Raw genomic sequence first — 19,076 nt, 5'->3', positions numbered from 1 at the left:
GCGCGCGGCGCGGGACGTTCGCGGCGCACGCCCGCGACGATCGACGAAGGAGCGGCCACGCCGGCTCGCGCCGCAGACAAAAAAGCCCGTGCGGCATTCACTGCACGGGCACTTTCTCAGGACCTTTCCGCAGGCATCTTCCCGGACCGCCGTCAGGCCGACGCCACCGGCATCGGGCGGCGCGCGGCACGCCGGCACGCCGCATCCGCGCAGCGGGCGCGCCGGCGCGTCAGGCGGCCTCGGCCATCCGCTTGCGTTCCTGGCGCAGCATCACGTAGTTCGCGGCCACGACGCCGATCGTCACCGCGACGATGAAGAGCGTCGCGAGCGCGTTCATCTCGGGGTTGAGGCCGAGGCGCACGCGCGAGAACACGACGAGCGGCAGCGTCGTCGAGCCGGGGCCCGACAGGAACGCGGACAGCACCAGGTCGTCGATCGACAGCGTGAACGACAGCAGCCAGCCGGACACGAGCGCCTGCGAGATCAGCGGCAGCGTGATCGAGAAGAACACCCTGAACGGCGTCGCGCCGAGATCGAGCGCGGCCTCCTCGAGCGACGGGTTCAGCTCGCGCACGCGCGACTGCACGATGATCGCGACATACGAGATGCACAGCATCACATGGCCGAGCCAGATCGTGAACATCCCGCGGCCGGCGGGCCACCCGAACCACTTGCCGAGCTCGATGAACAGCAGCAGCAGCGAGATGCCCTGGATCACCTCGGGAATCACGAGCGGCGCGTTGATCATCCCGCTGTACAGCGCGAAGCCGCGAAAGCGGCCCATCCGCGCGAGCACGAAGCCCGCCCACGTGCCGATGAACACCGAAGCGAACGCGGTCATCGCCGCGATCTTCAGCGACAGCCACGCGGCCGCGATGAGCTCGTCGTCCTCGAGGAGCGCCGTGTACCAGCGCGTCGAGAAGCCTGACCAGACGGTGACGAGCTTCGACTCGTTGAACGAATAGACGACGAGGCTCGCGATCGGGATGTACAGGAAGCCGAAGCCGATGGCAAGCATCAGCACCTGCAAATAGCGATTCGGCTTCATCGGCGGCGGCCCTCCTGCTCCTTCGCCTGGAAGTACTGGAACATCGCCATCGGCACGAGCAGCAGCAGCACCATCGCGCACGTCACGGCCGACGCCATCGGCCAGTCCGCGTTGTTGAAGAACTCGTTCCACATCACGCGGCCGATCATCAGCGTGTTCGCGCCGCCGAGCAGCTCCGGAATCACGTATTCGCCGACGGCGGGAATGAACACGAGCAGGCAGCCCGCGATGATCCCGTTCCTCGACAGCGGCAGCGTGATCTGCACGAACGCCTTCCACGGCTTCGCGCCGAGATCGTACGCGGCTTCGAGCAGGCGCAAGTCCATCTTCACGAGGTGCGCGTAGAGCGGCATCACGAGGAACGGCAGGTACGAATAAACCATCCCGATGTAGACGCCGACGTTCGTGCGGTACAGCTCGATCGGCGTGCTGATGAGGCCCGTCCACATCAGAAAGTTGTTGAGCAGCCCGTTGTTCTTCAGGATGCCGATCCATGCGTACACGCGGATCAGGAACGACGTCCAGAACGGCAGCATCACCGCCATCATCAGGATGTTGCGCGTGCCCGGATTCGAGCGCGCGATGTAGTACGCCATCGGATAGCCGATCAGCAGGCACAGCAGCGTCGTGACCGCCGCGACGACGACCGAATTCACGTAGGTCGCGAAATACAGGCTGTCGCTGAAGAGGAACGCGTAGTGCTGCAGGTTCAGCTTGATGCCGAGCACGCCGTCCGCGAGCGACGTCAGCTCCGTGTACGGCGGAATGCCGAGCCGCAGCTCCGCGAAGCTGATCTTCACGACGAGGATGAACGGCACGAGGAAAAACAGCACGAGCCAGAAGAACGGGCCCGCGATCACGGCCGTTCTGCCCGTCAGGCCGAACTTCCTGACCGGCCACGCAAGCAGGGACGAAAGCGCGTTCATGACGTCAGCACCACGCCGGCGGCGGCGCTCCAGCGCACGTAGATTTCGTCGCCGTACGCGGGCGAATCGAGATCGGCGATCGCGAGGCTCGACACGTTTGCGATCACCGTCTTCCCGGAATCGAGCTTCACGTGATACAGCGAATAGCCGCCCATGTACGCGACGTTCGTGACGACGCCGTGGCCCCAGTTGTACGCGCCGTCGGCGGGCTTGCGCGTGAGCGCGATCCGCTCCGGGCGCACCGACACCGTGACAGGCATCCCGAGCGGGCCCGTGATCCCGTGGTTCACGTACAGCCGGCACGGCAGATCCGGCGATTCGATGAACACGTGATCGGGCTCGTCCTCGACGGTCACGCCCTCGAACAGGTTCGTCGAGCCGATGAACTCGGCGGAGAAGCGGCAGTTCGGATACTCGTAGACTTCGTGCGGCGTGCCGATCTGCACGATCTGGCCTTCGCTCATCACGGCTAGGCGGCTCGCCATCGTCATCGCCTCTTCCTGGTCGTGCGTGACCATGATGCAGGTGACGCCGACCTTCTCGAGAATGTTGACGAGCTCGATCTGCGTGCGCTGACGGATCTGCTTGTCGAGCGCCGACATCGGCTCGTCGAGCAGGAGCAGCTTCGGCCGCTTGACGAGCGAGCGCGCGAGCGCGGCCCGCTGCTGCTGGCCGCCCGAGAGCTGGTGCGGCTTGCGGCTCGCGTAGCGGGCCATCTGCACGAGCTCGAGAGCGTCGCGCACGCGCTCCTTCAGCTCGGCCTTCGGCACGCCTTCCTGCTTGAGGCCGAACGCGACGTTCGCCTCGACCGTCATGTGCGGGAACAGCGCGTACGACTGGAACATCATGTTCACGGGCCGCTTGTACGGCGGCATCTGCGCGAGGTCCTCGCCGTCGATCAGGATCTTGCCCGACGTGATCGTCTCGAGGCCGGCGAGCATCCGCAGCAGCGTGGACTTGCCGCACCCGGAGCTGCCGAGGAGCGCGAACAGCTCGCCCTTTCGCACGGTCAGCTCGACGTTGCGCACCGCGAAGGTCTCGCCGAACTTCTTGACGACGTCGATGATCTGGACAAAGTTTTCGGCGCGCTCGTCGGCGCCCGTCTGCGGCCCATAGGACGGCGCGCCCGCCACCGCCGCGCCCGACTGACTATTCATGATGTGCTGCTGTGCTCCTACGTTTGACGAACAAAGCCCCCGGGGGTACCAGGGGCTTCTCAAGGGTTGCTGCGATACGGCGCGTTCGCGTCAACGTCCCGATTTCAGCTCGGTCCACAGACGCGTTTGCAGGCGCTGGATCTCAGGCGGCAGCGGCTTGAGCAGGAACAGCGTCTTCACGACGTCCGGATGCGGGTAGACGGCCGGATCGTTCGCGACGTCCGCACGCACGTACTTGCGCGCTTCCGCGTTCGCGCTCGGGTAGTAGACCGCGTTCGTGATCGCCGCGTGAACCTTCGGATCTTCGATGTAGTTGATCCATTGCAGCGCGGCGTCCTTGTTCTTCGCGTCCTTCGGGATCGCCATCACGTCGAACCACACGGGCGCGCCGCCCTTCGGCACGTAGTACTCGACCTTGTACGGCTTCTTCGCCTCGAGCGCGCGGTGCTTCGCGATCACGACGTCGCCCGACCAGCCGAACGCGAAGCAGATGTCGCCGCCGACCATGTCGTTGATGTAGCCCGACGAGTTGAATTGCGTGATGTACGGGCGGATCTTCTTGAGCACCTGCATCGCGGCCTGGTAGTCGGCCGGGTTCGTGCTCATCGGATCTTTGCCGATGTAGTGGAGCGTCGCCGCGAACATCTGGTCGGGCGCGTCGAGCACCGACACGCCGCACGCCTTCAGCTTCGAGAGGTTCTCCGGCTTGAACAGGATGTCCCAGTTGTCGAGCGGCACCTTGCCGAGGATCTTCTGCGCCTTGTCGACGTTGTAGCCGAGGCCCGTCGTGCCGTACGCCCAGGGCACCACGTACTTGTTGCCCGGATCGGCGCCCGCGACGAGCGCCATCAGTTGCGGATCAAGATACTTGAGGTTCGGCAGCTTCGATTTGTCGAGCGGCGCGAAGATGCCGGCCTGGATCTGCTTGCCCGCGTAGTTGCTCGTCGGCACGACGATGTCGTAGCCCGAGTTGCCGGTCAGGAGCTTCGCCTGCAGCGTGTCGTCGCTGTCGTAGTTGTCATAGCGGACCTTGACGCCCGTCTGCTTCTCGAAGTTCGGGATCGTGTCCTTCGCAATGTAGTCCGACCAGTTATAGACGTTGAGCTGCGCATCCTTCGCCGCCGCCACCGATGCGCCCGCGCAGAGCGCAAGTGCCGTCAACCGGCCCGCCACCTTTGCCTTCATCCCGTATCTCCCTGATCGAACCGATTCGATCGCCGTCAGCCTCGCCGTCGCGGCGCGCCGTTTCGCGCCGCCCCTTGAAAACCCCGAAAGCTACCACTAATCCGCCCCTGCCACAAAAGTTTCCCGCCCTTGTCGTACAAACGGAACACATTTGCACTTTTCGATTGCACGGCGGGGCACCGCGACGCAGCAGGTGGGCGCAATTTTATCGGGTTATCGGCGCGTGTCCATCCTGAAAAATGGCCCGCGCGCGCCGAACGGATCACCTACCCTAAATTCAGGCGGCGCCCGTTCGTCGTTCCGAATAGAAGGACGGGCCGCCCGCCCGTTCGAACGCCGCGCCCGCGCTAAGCCGCACGCGGCGAACCGTTCGTCGGACCGCCAACATGAACAGTCATCCGCTCGCCGCCCGCCGCACGTCGTCGCGCCGTCCCTCCGCCGGCGGGCCGGGCGGCGGCCGCCGCTGGGCCACGTTCGTCGGCGCGGGCGTGCTCGTCGCCGTCGGCTACATGGACCCCGGCAACTGGGCGACCGCGCTCGCGGGCGGCGCGGGGTACGGCTACGCGCTTCTCGGCGTCGTTGTCGCCGCGAGCCTGATGGCGATGCTGCTGCAATGGCTCGCCGCCCGGATCGGCGTCGTGTCCGGACGCGATCTCGCGCAGCTCTGCCGCGAGCGCTTCGATCCGCGCGTGACCGTGCTGCTGTGGATCGCCGCCGAAATCGCGATCATCGCGTGCGACGTCGCCGAGGTCGTCGGCGCGGCGGTCGCGCTGCAGATGCTCTTCGGCGTGTCGCTGACCGTGGGCGTGCTGATGTCGGCGGTCGGCACGCTCGCGATGCTCGCGCTCGAGCGGCGCGGCCGGCGCTCGCTCGAGGCGGCGATCGCGTCGCTCATCCTCTTCGTCGGCCTCTGCTTCGTGATCGAGGTCGCGCTCGCGCGGCCCGACTGGCGAGCGGCGCTCGCGGGTACCGCGCCGTCGCCGCGGCTGCTGCGCGACGCCGGCATGCTGTGGCTCGCGGCGGGCATCCTCGGCGCGACCGTGATGCCGCACAACCTCTATCTGCACTCGATGCTCGTCAAGCACCACGCGACCGAGCGCGACGAGCAGTCGATCCGGCGCGCGCTGTTCGGCGTCAATCTCGACACGTTCGTGTCGCTCGGTTTCGCGTTCGTGATCAATGCGGCGCTTCTCATCGTCGCGGCGGCCGTGTTCCACGCAAGCGGCCACGGCGACGTCACCGATCTCGCCGACGCGCACCGGCTCATCGAGCCGCTCGTCGGCAACCGCTGGGCGGGCCTGTTGTTCGCCGCCGCGTTGCTCGCGTGCGGCCTGTCGGCGACGGTGACGGGCACGCTCGCCGGCCAGGCGGTCATGGAAGGCTTCCTGAAGCTCACGCTGCCGCGCTGGCAACGCGCGCTCCTCACCCGCGCGCTCGCGATCGGGCCCGCGCTCGCCGCAGTCGGCCTCTTCGGGCAGCACGGATCGAATCAGTTGCTCGTCGCGAGCCAGGTGGTGCTGAGCCTGCAGTTGCCGCTCGCGATGGTTCCGCTCGTCGTGTTCGCATCGAGCCGCGAGCTGATGGGCGGCTGGCGGGTCCGCGGCCTGCCGCTCGCGGCCGCATGGGCGTGCGCCGCCGTGATCCTGTTGCTGAACGGCGCGCTCGTCTGGCAGATCGTCGCCGCGGCGTGAGCGGGCGAAATCGGCTCGACTCGCACCGCTCGGACTCGGCCCGATTCGCATGCCGCCGGCGGCACTTCTTCGATGGGGCGTTCGGTTGCTCGATTCGAAAGTCGCGGCGAAATCGGCTGGACGTTTCGGTCTGGCCGCGGGCCTGCCCCGCCCGGATCGGCTTCGGCGGACGTTTCGCGCACATGCTTTAACATAGCGGCTTGCCGCTCGCGCGGCGATCACCGAATTCAACGCTCCGATGGCCTCGAATCTTCACGACAAACCCGACAGCCCCTGCATCGGCGTCTGCTCGACGCTCTTCGACGAAGTCTGCAAAGGCTGCGGACGCACGGCGCTCGAAGTCTCGAACTGGGTGTTCATGACCGAAGCCGAGAAACAGGCGGTCTGGGAGCGCATCACGCGCGAAGGCACCGCCATGCGCTTCCAGTACGACAAGCTATAGGCACACGCCGCGCCGCACATGCGGCGCAAACACATTCGATCAGCATACCGAAACGAATCGACACAAAAAAAGGACGGCACGCAAGAAGCCGTGCCGCCAACCCCAACACTTTTCGATTCTTTCGATACTTAGAACTTCATGCCGACGCCGACGCCCACGACGAGCGGATCGATGTTCAGCCGGCCGAGCGGCTGGCCGCCGAGCGTCGCGTCGGTGTGCATCCAGATCTTCTTCACGTCGACGTTGACGAACACCTTCTTCGTCACCTGAACGTCGACGCCGAACTGCAGCGCGGGACCGAAGCTGTGATTGTTGATCCCGATTCCCTCGCCGCCCGCGTGCAACCCGTTGTTGTAGAACAGCGTGTAGTTGATGCCCGCGCCGACATACGGACGCACCTTGCCGGCGTGGTTGAAGTGGTACTGCAGCAAGAGCGTCGGCGGCAGCACGCCGACGCCGCCGAGATCGCCGAGCGACGACGTGAGCTGATGCCGCGACGTGCCGAGAATCAGCTCGACGCCCAGGTAATCGCGAATCATGTAAGTGAAGTCGAGTTCGGGGACGATCGCATTGTTCACGCCCACGTTCAGCGCCGACAACGTATTGCTCGTGCGCTCGTCCGGCATGATGCTGATCCCGCGAACGCGCGCGATGATATCGCCTTGATTGATGCCCTCCCCGGGCGAAGCCGCATGCGACAGCGACGGAATCATCGCAAGGCCGGCTGCGCAGGCGATGGCGGTAGTGCAAGTACGAAGTGTTTGACGACGCATGATAAGGACCCCCTAAGAACAGGCCTCATTCTCAGGGGATGGTTCCCCACTTATATTGACCGACATCAAGTGTCACGCCAGCGAGAAAGTGGGGCGGTTTGTCGCAGGTTCCGGCGCAGTGCCCGTGAGCAGCAACTCGAGCAGGTCGCGCACGCTGCGAATCGCCTGCCCGAACGGCAGCGACTCGCGACCGCGGAAGAAGAGCCCATTCGCGACGTCGCCGCGCAATGCGGCGGCAAGACGCGTATCGATGCAGAAGTGGCCGAAGCGCTCGATGCCGTCGCGCAATCCGCACACGCTCAGGCATTCGAGCGCGGAAGGGCAGCGCTGCTTGAGCGCACCGATCTTCGCGCGGATGCGCGCCTCGTGCCGCAGATAGCGCTCGAGCCACGGCGTCTTCACCGCCCGCGCGGGCAGGCCCGTCACGCTCACGAATTCGACGATGTCCTCCGGCGTCGCATTCGCGAGCACGCGCTTGAAGTTCGGATGTGCGTCGCCCTCCTCCGTGACCGCGAACGGTGTGCCCACCTGCACGCCGTTCGCGCCTTCCGCGAGCGCCGCGCGCACTGCCTCGTGGCTGTTGATGCCGCCCGCGACAATGAGCGCAATGCGCTCGCGCTCGAGGCCGAGCGACGCGAACGTCTGCCGCGTTTCGTCGATGACGCGCGCGAACTCGAAGCGCGGATCGCTCATGTCATCGAGGCTCGTCACGCCGAGATGGCCGCCCGCATGCGCCGGATGCTCGATCACGATCGCATCGGGCAGGCGCCCCTTCTTCATCCACTTCTTCAGCACGAGCGCGATCCCGCGGCTGTCCGACAGAATCGGAATCAGCGCGATGTCGTGCCCCTGCGTCATGTCCGGCAGATCGAGCGGCAGCCCGGCGCCCATCACGATCGCGTCCGCGCCGAATTCGCACGCGATGCGCACGTAGTCCGCATGCGAGCGCACCGCCTTCATCACGTTGACCGCGATCATGCCGCGCCCTTCGCTCCACGTCTTCGCGCGCTGGATCTCGCGCGCGAGCGCTTCGAGATTGACGGCCTCCATCGTCTCGCGATCAGGATGCAGCCGGCAGCGCTCGATCAGATCGGTATGGTGATGGCGCAAATCGATGCTCGCGATCGTGCCGAGCGCGCCTTCCCGCGCGACGCTTCCGGCGAGCCGATGGGCGGAAATGCCGACGCCCATCCCGCCCTGCACGATGGGCAACAGCGAACGGCCGCGAATCCTGAGCGGCGGAAAAGGAATGGGACCGGTCATCGCAACCTCTCGATACGGCAGAAAGAGCTCGATGATCGGCGATTGCCGACGAAGCGCCTTGACCGTCGTCAAGAAAAACGGCATGCGTCCGCGCGGACGCATGCCGTGTCGTCACAAAAAGAGGTGCGCTCGATGCGTGCTTATGCGTCCGTCACGCGTTCTTATTCGGACGCAGCTGCATCGATTTGTATTCGAGATATTCCTCGAGCCCGTACACGCCGTTCTCGCGGCCGATCCCCGACTGTTTGAAACCGCCGAACGGCGCGGCCATGTTCCATGCGCCGCCGTTGATGTCGATCTGGCCCGTGCGAATGCGGCGCGCGACGCGCAACGCGCGCTCGTCGCTGCCCGACCACACCGCGCCGCCGAGGCCGTACGGCGAATCGTTCGCGATCCGCACCGCGTCGTCGTCGTCGCGATAGGTGATGATCGACAGCACGGGGCCGAAGATCTCTTCCTGCGCGATCGTCGCATCGGGCTTCACGCGGCCGAACACGGTCGGCTTCACGAAGAAGCCGCGCGCGATTCCCTCCGGCAGGCCGAGGCCGCCCGTGACAAGCTCCGCGCCTTCGTCGATGCCGCGCCGGATGTAATCCTGCACGCGCTCTTGCTGAACCGCCGACGCGAGCGCGCCGAGGCGCGTCGCGTCGGCGCGCGGATCGCCCGCCACGTAGGTTTCCGCGGCGGCCTTCGCGAGATCGCGCGCCTCCTCGTAACGCGATTCCGGCACGAGCATTCGCGTGTGCGCGGAGCACGTCTGGCCCGCGTTCAGATAGCACGCGGACACCGTGCCCTTCACCGCGGCCGCGAAATCGGCGTCGTCGAGAATCACCGACGCCGACTTGCCGCCCAGCTCGAGCGCGACGCGCTTCACGCCGGCCGCGGCGAGCTCGGCGACGCGCTTGCCCGCGCGCGTCGAGCCGGTGAACGACACCATGTCTACGCCGGCGTCGCTCGCGAGCGCTTCGCCGACGACGGGACCGTAGCCGCACACGAGGTTGAACACGCCGGCGGGCAGCCCGGCGTCGTGAATCGCTTCGGCGAGGATGAACGCATTGAGCGGCGCGACTTCCGACGGCTTGAGCGCAACCGTGCAGCCCGCCGCGAGCGCGGCCGCGACCTTCAGCGTGATCTGGTTGAGCGGGTAATTCCACGGCGTGATCGCCGCGACGACGCCGACGGGCTCCCGCACGACAAGCGAATTGCCGACCTGCTCCTCGAACGCGAACGTCTCGGCGAGCTTCGCATACGCGCCCCAGTTGTAGACCGGGCCGCCGACCTGAATCGCGCGCGACAGCTTGATCGGCATGCCGACTTCGCCCGTGATCGACTGCGCGAGCTCCTCGCTGCGCGCCTTCAGGTTGTCGGCGATCTTGTGCAGATAGCGGGCGCGCTCGGCGGGCGGCGTCGCGGCCCAGCCGTCGAACGCGGCGCGCGCGGCGGCGACGGCCGCCTTCGCGTCCTCCGCCGTGCCCTCGGGAATGCGGCCGATCACGGCCTCCGTGCCGGAGTCGATCACGTCGATCGCGCCCTTGCCCGCGCTCGGGCGCCACGTGCCGCCGATGTAGAACTGCTCGTAGGTTTTCATCGTGGTGTTCCTGTCTCCGTGGAATGCGGACATTCTACCCGTCGACGACGCGATCGACGCCCTCGCGCATGACGCGCGGATGACGGGCGCGGAGGATCTCGGCGGCGGCCTGAAGGCGATCTTCACGATCGAAAACGGCTTCAATCCGAACACCGGCGCGCTCGGACAAAACGGGCGCATGTTCGGACGCCAATCGTTCGTCGGACTCGCGAGCGCGCGATTCGGCACGATCACGATCGGCCGCCAATACGACGCGCTCGTCGACGTCGCATGGCCCATCACCGCCAGCTATTCGTTCGGCAGTGTCTACGCGACGCCCGGCGACGTCGACAACTACGATACGTCGTCGCGCACGAGCAATGCGATCAAATACACGTCGCCCACGCTCGCGGGCTTCACGTTCGTCGGCATGTGTGCGCTCGGCGGCGTCGCCGGCGAGGCGGGCGCGGGTCAGACCTGGTCGGCCGGCCTGTCGTACGGCAACGGGCCGCTCAGCGTCGCGGGCGGCTATTTCCATGCGCAGAGCGCGTCAGCGCCGGGCAGGACGCGCGACGCATGGGCCGGCACGTCGGACGGCACGTTCGACGGCTCGCTCGTCAACGGCGCGTACGCGTCGGCCAAATCGATCGACATCGCGCGCGCCGCCGTGCAATACGCTTCGGGCCGTTCACGGCCGGCGTCGATTACAGCAATGCACGCCACAAGCCCGATGCGCTCTCGACGTTCCGCACGACCCAACGTTACGACACCGGGCGCGGATTCGCGAACTATCAGGCGACGCAGGCGCTGCTCGTCGGCATCGGATACCGCTACACGAAGGCGCGCGGCGATGCGAGCGCGGCCTATCACCCGGTGTCGGCGGGCGCCGATTACGTCCTGCCCAAGCGAACCGATCTGTATCTCGTCTGCGCGTGGCAACGCGCGACGGGCACGCAACGCACCCTCGACGGCGGCACGCAGCGCGCGCAGGCGTCGATCGGCTCGTACGGACACGGCGGCACCGACACGCAAAGCATCGTCAATCTCGGCATGCGGCATCGGTTCTGACGGGCGTCGGTTCTGACCGGCATCGGCGACGGCCGGCAACGCCGGTCGCGCAAAGAAAAAAGCCCGCTTCCGAGGAAGCGGGCTTGTCGCTCCGGCATGCGGACGCTATTACTGCACACCCTTGCTCGCGAGGAAATCCTCGTAATTCCCGCCGAAGTCGACGAGCTTGCCGTCCGTCGTCACTTCGATGATCCGGTTCGCGAGGCCGCTCACGAATTCGCGGTCGTGCGACACGAAGATCAGCGTGCCTTCGAACTTCTCGAGCGCGATCTGCAGCGACTCGATCGACTCCATGTCCATGTGGTTCGTCGGCTCGTCCATCAAGAGCACGTTGTGGCGGCCGAGCATCAGCTTGCCCCAGATCATGCGGCCCTTCTCGCCGCCCGACAGCACCTTCACCGATTTCTTGATGTCGTCCGCCGAGAACAGCAGGCGGCCGAGCGTGCCGCGCACCATCGTCTCGTCGTCGCCGTCCTTGCGGTACTGGTCGATCCAGTCCATCAGCGTGACGTCGTTCGGGAACTCCTCGTAGGTGTCCTGCGGCATGTAGCCGACGTTCGCGTTCTCGGCCCACTTCACCGTGCCGTGATCGAGCGCGAGATTGCCGACGAGCGTGCGCAGCAGCGTCGTCTTGCCCGCGCCGTTCTCGCCGATGATCGCGATGCGCTCGCCCGGCTGCACCGACAGGTTGAAGTTCTCGAAGATCGTACGCTCGTACCGCTTCGTGATCGAATCCGCGACCACCGCGATGTTGTGCAGCTTCTTCTCGAATTCGAAACGGATGAATGGGTTCTGCCGCGAAGAAGGCTTGAATTCCTCGATCTTGATCTTGTCGATCTGCTTCGCGCGGCTCGTCGCCTGGCGGGCCTTCGACTTGTTCGCCGAGAAGCGGCGCACGAAGTCCTGCAGCTCGGCCACGCGCTCCTTCGCGCGCGCGTTCGCGGCGGCCTGGCGCTCGCGCGCCTGCGCGGACGCGAGCATGTAGTCGTCGTAGTTGCCCGGCCACACCTTCAGCGTGCCGTAGTCCATGTCGGCCATGTGCGTGCACACCGAGTTCAGGAAGTGACGATCATGCGAGATGATGATCATCGTCGAATCGTAGTTGTTGAGCGTGTCTTCGAGCCAGCGGATCGAGTTGATGTCGAGGTTGTTGGTCGGCTCGTCGAGCAGCAGCACGTCCGGATTCGAGAACAGCGCCTGCGCGAGCAGCACGCGCAGCTTCCAGCCCGGCGCGACGTCGCGCATCGGACCGCTGTGGAATTTCTCCTCGATGCCGATGCCGAGCAGCAGCGCGCCCGCGCGCGCCTCGGCGTCGTAGCCGCCGTACTCGGCGAACTTCGCCTCGAGCTCGGCCGCGTGCATGTAGTCGTCGTCGGTCGCCTCGGGGTTCGCGTAGATCGCATCGCGCTCGGTCATCGCGGCCCACATCTCCGTGTGGCCCATCATCACGACGTCGAGCACGCGCACGTCCTCGTACGCGAACTGGTCCTGGCGCAGCTTGCCGAGACGAACGTTCGGCTCCAGCGCGACGTTGCCCGCGGACGGCTCGAGATCGCCGCCCAGGATCTTCATGAAGGTCGACTTGCCGCAGCCGTTCGCCCCGATGAGGCCGTAGCGGTTGCCCTCCCCGAACTTGACCGAGATGTTCTCGAACAGGGGCTTGGGCCCGAATTGCATCGTGATGTTGGCGGTAGAAAGCACGGCAGATCCCGTTAAGAGATAGATCGACGGAAAACCGGGCATTTTAACAGGAGTCGGTGAATCGCAGGGCCGCGTGTCCTTCTTGCCCCGAAAACGGGCGTGCGATACGCCCGCTTTTCCTTCGGCGGCCGACATGAAAATTGGCGTCGAATCGCCGGCCCGCCGCGCTCGCGGCACGGCCATGTCCTCCGGGGAGAAAGCCTCGTGACGCAAAGCCAGTTGGATTGCGCGTCATGCCGGCCCAGCGAGCCCCGTCCGGCCTGCCGGGCCGCCACGACCGCCACCCCGGCGGCAGCGGAGCCCCTTCACCCGCGGCTTATCGAGCGCGCGAGATCCGTCATGCGGGCGTTCGCGCCACGCCGCTGCGTCGACAGCGATGAAGCGCCCGCGCGCCGATCTCATCGATCTCATCGATCTCATCGATCTCATCGATCTCGTCGATCGCGTCGATCCGGCCCGCACGCGCCGCCGTCACTTGCCGGCGCTCGCCGCCTTTTGCGGCGCCTTCAATTGCGCAAACAGCTCCGAGCACGGCACGTCCCTGTTGTTGCTCGGCGCGATCAGCGGGATCAGCGCCGCGAGCGGATTCAGCAGCCCGAGGCCGACCATCGCGCCCGCGCGCAGCGCAAGCGCGCCCGCATCGACGCCGACGTCCGGATTCTTGAACGTCCCCTTCACGTACAGCGGCGAGCGCAGCGAAAACACGCGGAACCCCTTCGTATGCGGGTGGACCTTCAGGTTCATCGACTCGTTGCGCAAGTCGATCGGGCCGTCGATGTTGATCAGCGCGTCGTCGGTGTCGAACGCAAACAGCTTCGTGTCGAGCAAGCCGTTGGTCGCCACGAAATCAACGGCCGCGCAATTGATCTTCACGTCGTGGCCGCCGAACATCTTCTCGTAGAGGACGTTGGCGACGTTCAGACCCGCGGCTTCCATCAGCAACCTGCTGATCGCGCCGTTGGTCATGATCATCTTCACTTCGCCGTTCGACGTCGCCGCGAGCGCGGCGGGCGAGTTGCCGGTCGCGGACAGCGCCGCATCGCCGTTGATCTCGCCGAGCGCGGACTGCATGACCTTCTGCGTCGGGAACAGCTGCCTGAGTTTCAGATGTCGCGCGGCGACCGCAAAGCGGCCCTTGAGCGGCGCGGCGCTGCCGTCGAGACGCGCGGTGGTCGCGAGCGAGCCGCCCGCGACGCCGAACTTCAGCGGCTCGAGCGACAGCACCCCGTCCGTCATCACGATGTGCGTGTACAGATCGGTGATCGGCAGCGCAGCGCCCTTGATCAGCTTGCGGCCCGTGAACTTGACGTCGGCGTCGAGCGCGCGCCAGCGGTCGGTGCGGAACGTCTCGACGGGCAGCACGCGGCCGGGCGGCTGCTTCGTCGTGTCGCCGCGCTGCGCCTTGCTCGCGGCCGTGTCGGCGCCGACGATCGGCGCGAGGTCGGAGAACTGCAGCAGGTTCGACACGAGCTCGCCCGACAGCAGCGGCCGCGGCTCGCGCTGCTGGTACGCAAGCGTGCCGCGCAGATCGCTGCCGCCGACGCGGCCGTTGAAGTTCTCATAGCGGAACGTGCTCGCGCGCCGCTTGAAATTGCCGAGAAGCCGCCCTTCGGTCGCGTACGGCGGCGTGTCGGGCAAAGTCACGCCCGTGAGCGCATACAGATGCGACATGCTCGAGCCTTGCAGCCACAGGCGCAGGTCGACCGCCGCGAGATGGACGGGATCGGTGAGCGTGCCGACGATCGCGAGCCGCGTGTCGCCCGCCTTCACGTCGGCCTGCAACGGGAACGGCCGCGACGCGTCCTGAAGCGCGAGCACGCCGCCCATCTTGCCCGTACCGTCGATCGGCACGCCCTTGTAGCGGCCCTTGACGGTCAGGCCGAACGCGTAGGTCGGGCCGGCCGGCTTCGCCGCGGCCGCGGCGGATGCTGCGCTCGCGCGGCTTGCGCCGCCGCTTCCCGCATCGTTTGCCCCCGAAGCGGCCGCGCTCGCCGAGACGGCCGACGCGGACGAGCCAGCCGACGTCGACGATGCGCCCGCGCCCGGCGCGGACGTCCGGCCCGCGGCGCTCGAGCCGGACGATGCGGCGGCCTTCGACGAACCGGATGCGGCCGTCGGAACGCGCTTGCCCGCCGCGTTGGCCTGCTCCGCCCCCTGCGCCGACCGTCCGACGGCGGCAGCGCTACCGCCCGACGCCGCGGCATTCGCGCCCGACGCGCCGCTCGCCGCGGCCGCGCCGCCTGCTCCGGACGCCGCCGCGACCGATGCCGCCGATGCAGCCGATGCAGCCGAAGCCTCGGACGCGATCTCGGCCTTCGCCTTCGCAGTCAGCTGCGCCGCGCCCTTCTTGCCGACTCGCTGCGCGGACGCCGCCCGCGACGTCTGCTCCTGCTGCGCGAGCACGTCGCCGAGCGGGATCGGCTGGCCGAGCGTGTCGATCGCGACGGTCAGATCGGCTTTCGTGATCGCGTCGCGATACGCGACCGTGCCCTTCGCGAAGCCGAAGTCGCGCAATTGCACCTTCCACGGCGACGGGCCGGAAGACTTCTTGAATTCGAACGTCCAGTTATTGCGGCCGTCGGCGAGGCGCTCGACGTCGAGCGCCGGATTGACGAGCTCGATCGACGGAATCACGACTTCGTGTGCGAGGAGCGGCAGCACCGCGAGCTCGAAGCGCGCTTCGTCGAGCGTCGCGAAATTGGGGGCCTTCGCCCAGGCCGGATTGCCGATGACGACCTGGCTCGCCGAGAACACCGGCCACGGCACCCACGCGCGCCAGCCGGCCTCGCCGTCCGGGCGCCGCCAGCCAACCTTGATGTCGCCGCGAATCTCGAACGGGCGGCCGATCGACGCGCTCGCCTGCTCGTTGATCCAAGGTTTCGCGCGATTCCAGTCGAACGTGAAAACGAACACGCCGAGCGCCGCGGTGAGCACCGCGAAGATGCCGACGATCCACGCCGCGGTTTTGACGAGGGTACGGGTGAGCGTCATGCCAGATTCCGTCGTTGTTCTTCCTGAACCGGCAACGCCGCGCAGCGTGCGCGACGCTGCCACTCACGGTTATTATGGCGCACGATATCGCGCCACCGTCCCCAATTTACCGTTTTTTGCGTTTTTTGCATTTATGACAGCCGATGTCCTGATCGAAGCCCGGCGGATCGCCCGCCGCGACGCGGCGAGCGGCAAAACGCTCCTGGCCCCGACCGATTTCGCGCTCGCGCCGGGCGAGCGGATCGCGCTCACCGGCCCGTCGGGCTCGGGCAAGAGCGTGTTCCTGCGCGCGCTGGCCCTCCTCGATCCGCTCGACGGCGGCGAGCTGCTCTGGTGCGGCAAGCGCGTCGCGCGCGCGGCGATTCCGCGCTACCGGCGCAGCGTCGCGTACGTTCGGCAACGCCCGGCGACGGCCGACGGCACCGTCGAGGATCTGCTGCGCTACCCTTACTCGCTCGCCGTCTACCGCGATGCGCGCTTCGATCGCGCCCGCGTCGCGCGCCTCGCCGCGCAGGCCGGCCGAGGCGACGATTTTCTACGCAAGGCCGCAAGCGAATTGTCGGGCGGCGAGGCGCAGATCGCCGCGCTGCTGCGCGTCTTGCAGCTCGATCCGGACGTGCTGCTGCTCGACGAGCCGACTTCCGCACTCGACCCCGATTCGACCCGCGCAATCGAGGCGCTCGTGTCCGCGTGGTTCGACGCGGCGCCGCATACGCGCTCGTCGCTGTGGATCTCGCACGATCCGGCGCAGGCGGCGCGCGTCGGCAGGCGGTGCCTGACGATGCACGCCGGCGTGCTCGGCGCCGCCGCGACGGAGGGTGCCCGATGAACGCGCCGCTGCAGGATCTGAGCCTCGTCGACGTCGGGATCGCGGCCGCGCTCGTCGCGATCAACGGCGCGATCTCGGCCGCGCTGTCGCTCGGCCTCGGCCGCAAGCTCGCATGGGCCGCCGCGCGCACCGTCGTCCAACTGCTCGCGATCGGCTACGTACTCGGCTGGGTGTTCGGCCATCCGCGCTGGAACGTCGTGCTGCCGCTCGTCGCGCTGATGACGCTGATCGCGGGCTTCGCGGGCGCCGCGCGCGGCAAGCGGACCTACGCGGGGCAGCGCGCCGACAGCGTCCTGTCGATCTGGGCGAGCAGCTGGTTCGTCGCGGCGATCGGACTGTTCGTCGTGATCCGCATCCATCCGTGGTACGAGCCGCAATATGCGATCCCGATTCTCGGGATGATTCTCGGCAATACGCTGACGGGCGTGTCGCTCGGCATCGAGCGGATGATGGAGGAATTGACCGCGCGGCGCGACCGCGTCGAGACGGCGCTCGCGCTCGGCGCGACGCGCTGGGAGGCCGCGCAGGACGCCGCGCGGCAGGCGGTGCGCGCCGGCATGCTGCCGACGCTGAACCAGATGGCCGTCGTCGGCGTCGTGAGCCTGCCGGGAATGATGACGGGCCAGGTGCTCGCCGGGCAGTCGCCGCTGCAAGCGGTCCGCTATCAGATCGTCATCATGTTCCTGATCGCGGCGGCGTCCGCGCTCGGCACCGTCGGCGCGGTGCTGTGCACGTACCGGCGGCTCTTCTCCGCCGAGCACCGGTTTCTCGCCTCGCGGCTCCTCGAGCGGGGGACGGCCAGGAACGGCGGGTAACGCGCGGGCGTTCGCGTTGGGGATGTCGATGCGCGGGGCGGTCGCTCGATCACTCGTCGCGTCGGTCGGCTGGGGATGGTCGGCGAGTTGATTGACGGTTGGCGGTTGGCGGTTGGCGGTTGGCGGTTGGCGGTTGGCGGTAGTGATTGTCGCCGGTTCGAACGGCCGTGGAACACGGCGTCGCTTGGCGGCGAATGGACTGCCCGGACATCGACGCGTGAATCGACGCTCGAATCGCCGAGCCCGTCGCCGATGCCGCTCGGCAGCGCCGCGCAAACGATGCGAATGCACCGCCCGGGCATCGCGCACGCTCCGACCTCCGGCACGTGCCGCGCAGCCCTCCGTGCCGCACATGCGTCATCCGCCGTCCGGAAGGCGCCGCGCCACCGCGCTCACCGCTTGATCGACACCGTGATCTTCGTGCCGTCGCGCATCGAGATCGACTTCGAGCCGCCTGTCGAGATCGACAGCCACTTGACCTGGCTCACCGTCACGACATTCGGACACTGCAGCGTCTTGCCGCCCGCCGCCACTTTCTTCGTGCCGTTCGGCGCGCTCGCCTGGAAGCTCAGCTGCACGTTCGCGACGCCCTTGCTATCGACGGACGGCGCAAGCCGCACCTGCGCCTGCCGGACCATCGCGCCGTTCGCGTCGCGCGGCAGCGTGTCGGCGCTCGGGCACGCGTCGGACATCGGCACGGCGCCCGACGGCGGCACCGACTTCCAGTTGAAATCGTCGGTTTCGCCGGAGCGGATCTTGCGCGTCTCCTGCATCGTGCCGAACTGCTTCGAGTCGACCTTGACCGTGTATTGAAGCTGGCCGTCGTTGCCGCCGAGCACGCTCGCCTTGATGGGCGGCGCCGCGTGCGCCGCATACGCCGAGAGCAGCGCTGCGACGGCGCACGACGCAACGAGCGGCGACAGAATGCGTTGACTCATGCTGACCTCTCCTTTTATGGCGACGAACTGCGCGAATCGCCGGGTTATCGATGCATGACGCAATGCCAGTCTAACGCGAAGCGGCACGCCTGGCGCCTGCCGCGCATCGGGTGTTACCCCTGCTTGCACGATCTGCGTCAAGCGTGCGTGGCGCGCGATCGACGTTCGAGGTTCGCTCGAAGAGGGCCATGCACACGCGATCGACGCGCCCGGAACTGTGCACGCGAGACGGCCGCATCACCGCCGCTCGCCAGCCGCGGCGCCTGCTTCGCCCTGCTTGTTTCGCCCTTTGTCGTGTGCGATGAAGCACGGCTATGCCTTGATCGCTTTCCCGCCGTCGGCATGCACGTGTGGGTTGCGGGTGGCGCGCGTGCGCGCCGTCGTCGCGATACTCGTCGATCCAACGCACGCTGGCGCACGCTGCTGCGCCGAATCGCTTGCGCGACCGCATCGAGCCCGCCGTGAACCTCTCGCATTGAACGCTGTCCCGCGAGAACCGAGAACCGAGAACCGAGAACCGAGAACCGAGAACCGAGAACCGAGAACCGAGAACCGAGAACCGAGAACCGAGAACCGAGAACCGAGAACCGAGAACCGAGAACCGAGAACCGAGAACCGAGAACCGAGAACCGAGAACCGAGAACCGAGAACCGAGAACCGACAACGCCCCGCGTTCGGCGAG

At 67.1% G+C, this 19,076-nt stretch carries 15 protein-coding genes and 1 pseudogene; 5 read left to right on the top strand and 11 right to left on the bottom strand.

The features are described from left to right. Positions 1 to 229: 229 nt before the first annotated feature. The 4 genes from WS78_RS09090 to WS78_RS09075 form a co-directional block, all read right to left on the bottom strand. Positions 230 to 1,048: an ABC transporter permease subunit gene (locus WS78_RS09090; RefSeq protein ID WP_038754020.1), complete on the bottom strand. Its 819-nt coding sequence runs from the start codon at positions 1,046 to 1,048 to the stop codon at positions 230 to 232. Further along, positions 1,045 to 1,974, bottom strand: a complete 930-nt coding sequence (locus WS78_RS09085; protein ID WP_038754017.1) for an ABC transporter permease subunit — start codon at positions 1,972 to 1,974, stop codon at positions 1,045 to 1,047. Before WS78_RS09085 ends, WS78_RS09090 begins: the two co-directional genes overlap by 4 nt. After that, positions 1,971 to 3,131, bottom strand: coding sequence for an ABC transporter ATP-binding protein (locus WS78_RS09080; protein ID WP_038754014.1), 1,161 nt, complete (start codon positions 3,129 to 3,131; stop codon positions 1,971 to 1,973). Before WS78_RS09080 ends, WS78_RS09085 begins: the two co-directional genes overlap by 4 nt. 90 nt (positions 3,132 to 3,221) lie before the next feature. Continuing rightward, a complete protein-coding gene (locus WS78_RS09075) occupies positions 3,222 to 4,316 on the bottom strand; it encodes a polyamine ABC transporter substrate-binding protein (RefSeq protein ID WP_038754011.1) in 1,095 nt (364 codons plus the stop codon). 386 nt (positions 4,317 to 4,702) lie between these two features. Here WS78_RS09075 and WS78_RS09070 point away from each other — a divergent pair, with 386 nt between their 5' ends. After that, positions 4,703 to 6,007 (top strand): Nramp family divalent metal transporter, encoded by a 1,305-nt coding sequence (locus WS78_RS09070; RefSeq protein ID WP_059577418.1) that lies wholly within the window; start codon positions 4,703 to 4,705, stop codon positions 6,005 to 6,007. A gap of 238 nt (positions 6,008 to 6,245) precedes the next feature. Continuing rightward, complete coding sequence (locus WS78_RS09065; protein ID WP_038754004.1) at positions 6,246 to 6,449, top strand: DUF1289 domain-containing protein; 204 nt, start codon at positions 6,246 to 6,248, stop codon at positions 6,447 to 6,449. Between the two features lie 128 nt (positions 6,450 to 6,577). Here WS78_RS09065 and WS78_RS09060 read toward each other — a convergent pair whose 3' ends face one another. From WS78_RS09060 to WS78_RS09050, 3 genes are all read right to left on the bottom strand, one after another. Next, the gene (locus tag WS78_RS09060) at positions 6,578 to 7,222 is read right to left on the bottom strand and encodes an OmpW/AlkL family protein (RefSeq protein WP_038754002.1); all 645 of its coding nucleotides are present in this window, start codon (positions 7,220 to 7,222) and stop codon (positions 6,578 to 6,580) included. 72 nt (positions 7,223 to 7,294) lie between these two features. Continuing rightward, complete coding sequence (locus WS78_RS09055) at positions 7,295 to 8,485, bottom strand: NAD(P)H-dependent flavin oxidoreductase (protein ID WP_059577542.1); 1,191 nt, start codon at positions 8,483 to 8,485, stop codon at positions 7,295 to 7,297. Positions 8,486 to 8,636: 151 nt separating this feature from the next. Next, the gene (locus WS78_RS09050) at positions 8,637 to 10,073 is read right to left on the bottom strand and encodes an aldehyde dehydrogenase family protein (protein WP_038753999.1); all 1,437 of its coding nucleotides are present in this window, start codon (positions 10,071 to 10,073) and stop codon (positions 8,637 to 8,639) included. 79 nt (positions 10,074 to 10,152) lie between these two features. Here WS78_RS09050 and WS78_RS09045 point away from each other — a divergent pair. Next, positions 10,153 to 11,120, top strand: a pseudogene (locus WS78_RS09045) (porin); the annotation flags it as partial. Positions 11,121 to 11,228: 108 nt separating this feature from the next. Here WS78_RS09045 and WS78_RS09040 read toward each other — a convergent pair. From WS78_RS09040 to WS78_RS09035, 3 genes are all read right to left on the bottom strand, one after another. Continuing rightward, on the bottom strand, positions 11,229 to 12,821 hold the full coding sequence (locus WS78_RS09040) for an ABC-F family ATPase (RefSeq protein ID WP_063889443.1): 1,593 nt from the start codon (positions 12,819 to 12,821) through the stop codon (positions 11,229 to 11,231). Between the two features lie 337 nt (positions 12,822 to 13,158). Then, complete coding sequence (locus WS78_RS35720) at positions 13,159 to 13,296, bottom strand: hypothetical protein (protein ID WP_156437427.1); 138 nt, start codon at positions 13,294 to 13,296, stop codon at positions 13,159 to 13,161. After that, entirely contained in the window at positions 13,293 to 15,812 is a 2,520-nt protein-coding gene (locus tag WS78_RS09035) for an AsmA family protein (protein WP_059577411.1), read from the bottom strand. Before WS78_RS09035 ends, WS78_RS35720 begins: the two co-directional genes overlap by 4 nt. A gap of 133 nt (positions 15,813 to 15,945) precedes the next feature. Between WS78_RS09035 and WS78_RS09030 the strand changes: the two genes are divergently transcribed. Beyond that, a complete protein-coding gene (locus WS78_RS09030) occupies positions 15,946 to 16,641 on the top strand; it encodes an ABC transporter ATP-binding protein (RefSeq protein WP_059577407.1) in 696 nt (231 codons plus the stop codon). Then, the gene (locus WS78_RS09025; RefSeq protein WP_038744272.1) at positions 16,638 to 17,456 is read left to right on the top strand and encodes an ABC transporter permease; all 819 of its coding nucleotides are present in this window, start codon (positions 16,638 to 16,640) and stop codon (positions 17,454 to 17,456) included. Before WS78_RS09030 ends, WS78_RS09025 begins: the two co-directional genes overlap by 4 nt. A gap of 392 nt (positions 17,457 to 17,848) precedes the next feature. On the opposite strand, the gene WS78_RS09020 is transcribed toward WS78_RS09025, so the two are convergent. Continuing rightward, positions 17,849 to 18,394: a DUF6013 family protein gene (locus tag WS78_RS09020; protein WP_038744270.1), complete on the bottom strand. Its 546-nt coding sequence runs from the start codon at positions 18,392 to 18,394 to the stop codon at positions 17,849 to 17,851. Positions 18,395 to 19,076: the final 682 nt, after the last annotated feature.

The organism is Burkholderia savannae, from assembly GCF_001524445.2.
Classification (GTDB): domain Bacteria; phylum Pseudomonadota; class Gammaproteobacteria; order Burkholderiales; family Burkholderiaceae; genus Burkholderia; species Burkholderia savannae.
Note: the sequence above shows the minus strand (reverse complement) of the source record. Positions and strands in the feature narration are given on the sequence as shown.

What these genes read in the sequence shown, in the direction of transcription:
- WS78_RS09090 (WP_038754020.1), bottom strand. Translation starts at nt 1,048, where the DNA reads ATGAAGCCGAATCGCTATTTGCAGGTGCTGATGCTTGCCATCGGCTTC.
- WS78_RS09085 (WP_038754017.1), bottom strand. Translation starts at nt 1,974, where the DNA reads ATGAACGCGCTTTCGTCCCTGCTTGCGTGGCCGGTCAGGAAGTTCGGC.
- WS78_RS09080 (WP_038754014.1), bottom strand. Translation starts at nt 3,131, where the DNA reads ATGAATAGTCAGTCGGGCGCGGCGGTGGCGGGCGCGCCGTCCTATGGG.
- WS78_RS09075 (WP_038754011.1), bottom strand. Translation starts at nt 4,316, where the DNA reads ATGAAGGCAAAGGTGGCGGGCCGGTTGACGGCACTTGCGCTCTGCGCG.
- WS78_RS09070 (WP_059577418.1), top strand. Translation starts at nt 4,703, where the DNA reads ATGAACAGTCATCCGCTCGCCGCCCGCCGCACGTCGTCGCGCCGTCCC.
- WS78_RS09065 (WP_038754004.1), top strand. Translation starts at nt 6,246, where the DNA reads ATGGCCTCGAATCTTCACGACAAACCCGACAGCCCCTGCATCGGCGTC.
- WS78_RS09060 (WP_038754002.1), bottom strand. Translation starts at nt 7,222, where the DNA reads ATGCGTCGTCAAACACTTCGTACTTGCACTACCGCCATCGCCTGCGCA.
- WS78_RS09055 (WP_059577542.1), bottom strand. Translation starts at nt 8,485, where the DNA reads ATGACCGGTCCCATTCCTTTTCCGCCGCTCAGGATTCGCGGCCGTTCG.
- WS78_RS09050 (WP_038753999.1), bottom strand. Translation starts at nt 10,073, where the DNA reads ATGAAAACCTACGAGCAGTTCTACATCGGCGGCACGTGGCGCCCGAGC.
- WS78_RS09035 (WP_059577411.1), bottom strand. Translation starts at nt 15,812, where the DNA reads ATGACGCTCACCCGTACCCTCGTCAAAACCGCGGCGTGGATCGTCGGC.
- WS78_RS09030 (WP_059577407.1), top strand. Translation starts at nt 15,946, where the DNA reads ATGACAGCCGATGTCCTGATCGAAGCCCGGCGGATCGCCCGCCGCGAC.
- WS78_RS09025 (WP_038744272.1), top strand. Translation starts at nt 16,638, where the DNA reads ATGAACGCGCCGCTGCAGGATCTGAGCCTCGTCGACGTCGGGATCGCG.
- WS78_RS09020 (WP_038744270.1), bottom strand. Translation starts at nt 18,394, where the DNA reads ATGAGTCAACGCATTCTGTCGCCGCTCGTTGCGTCGTGCGCCGTCGCA.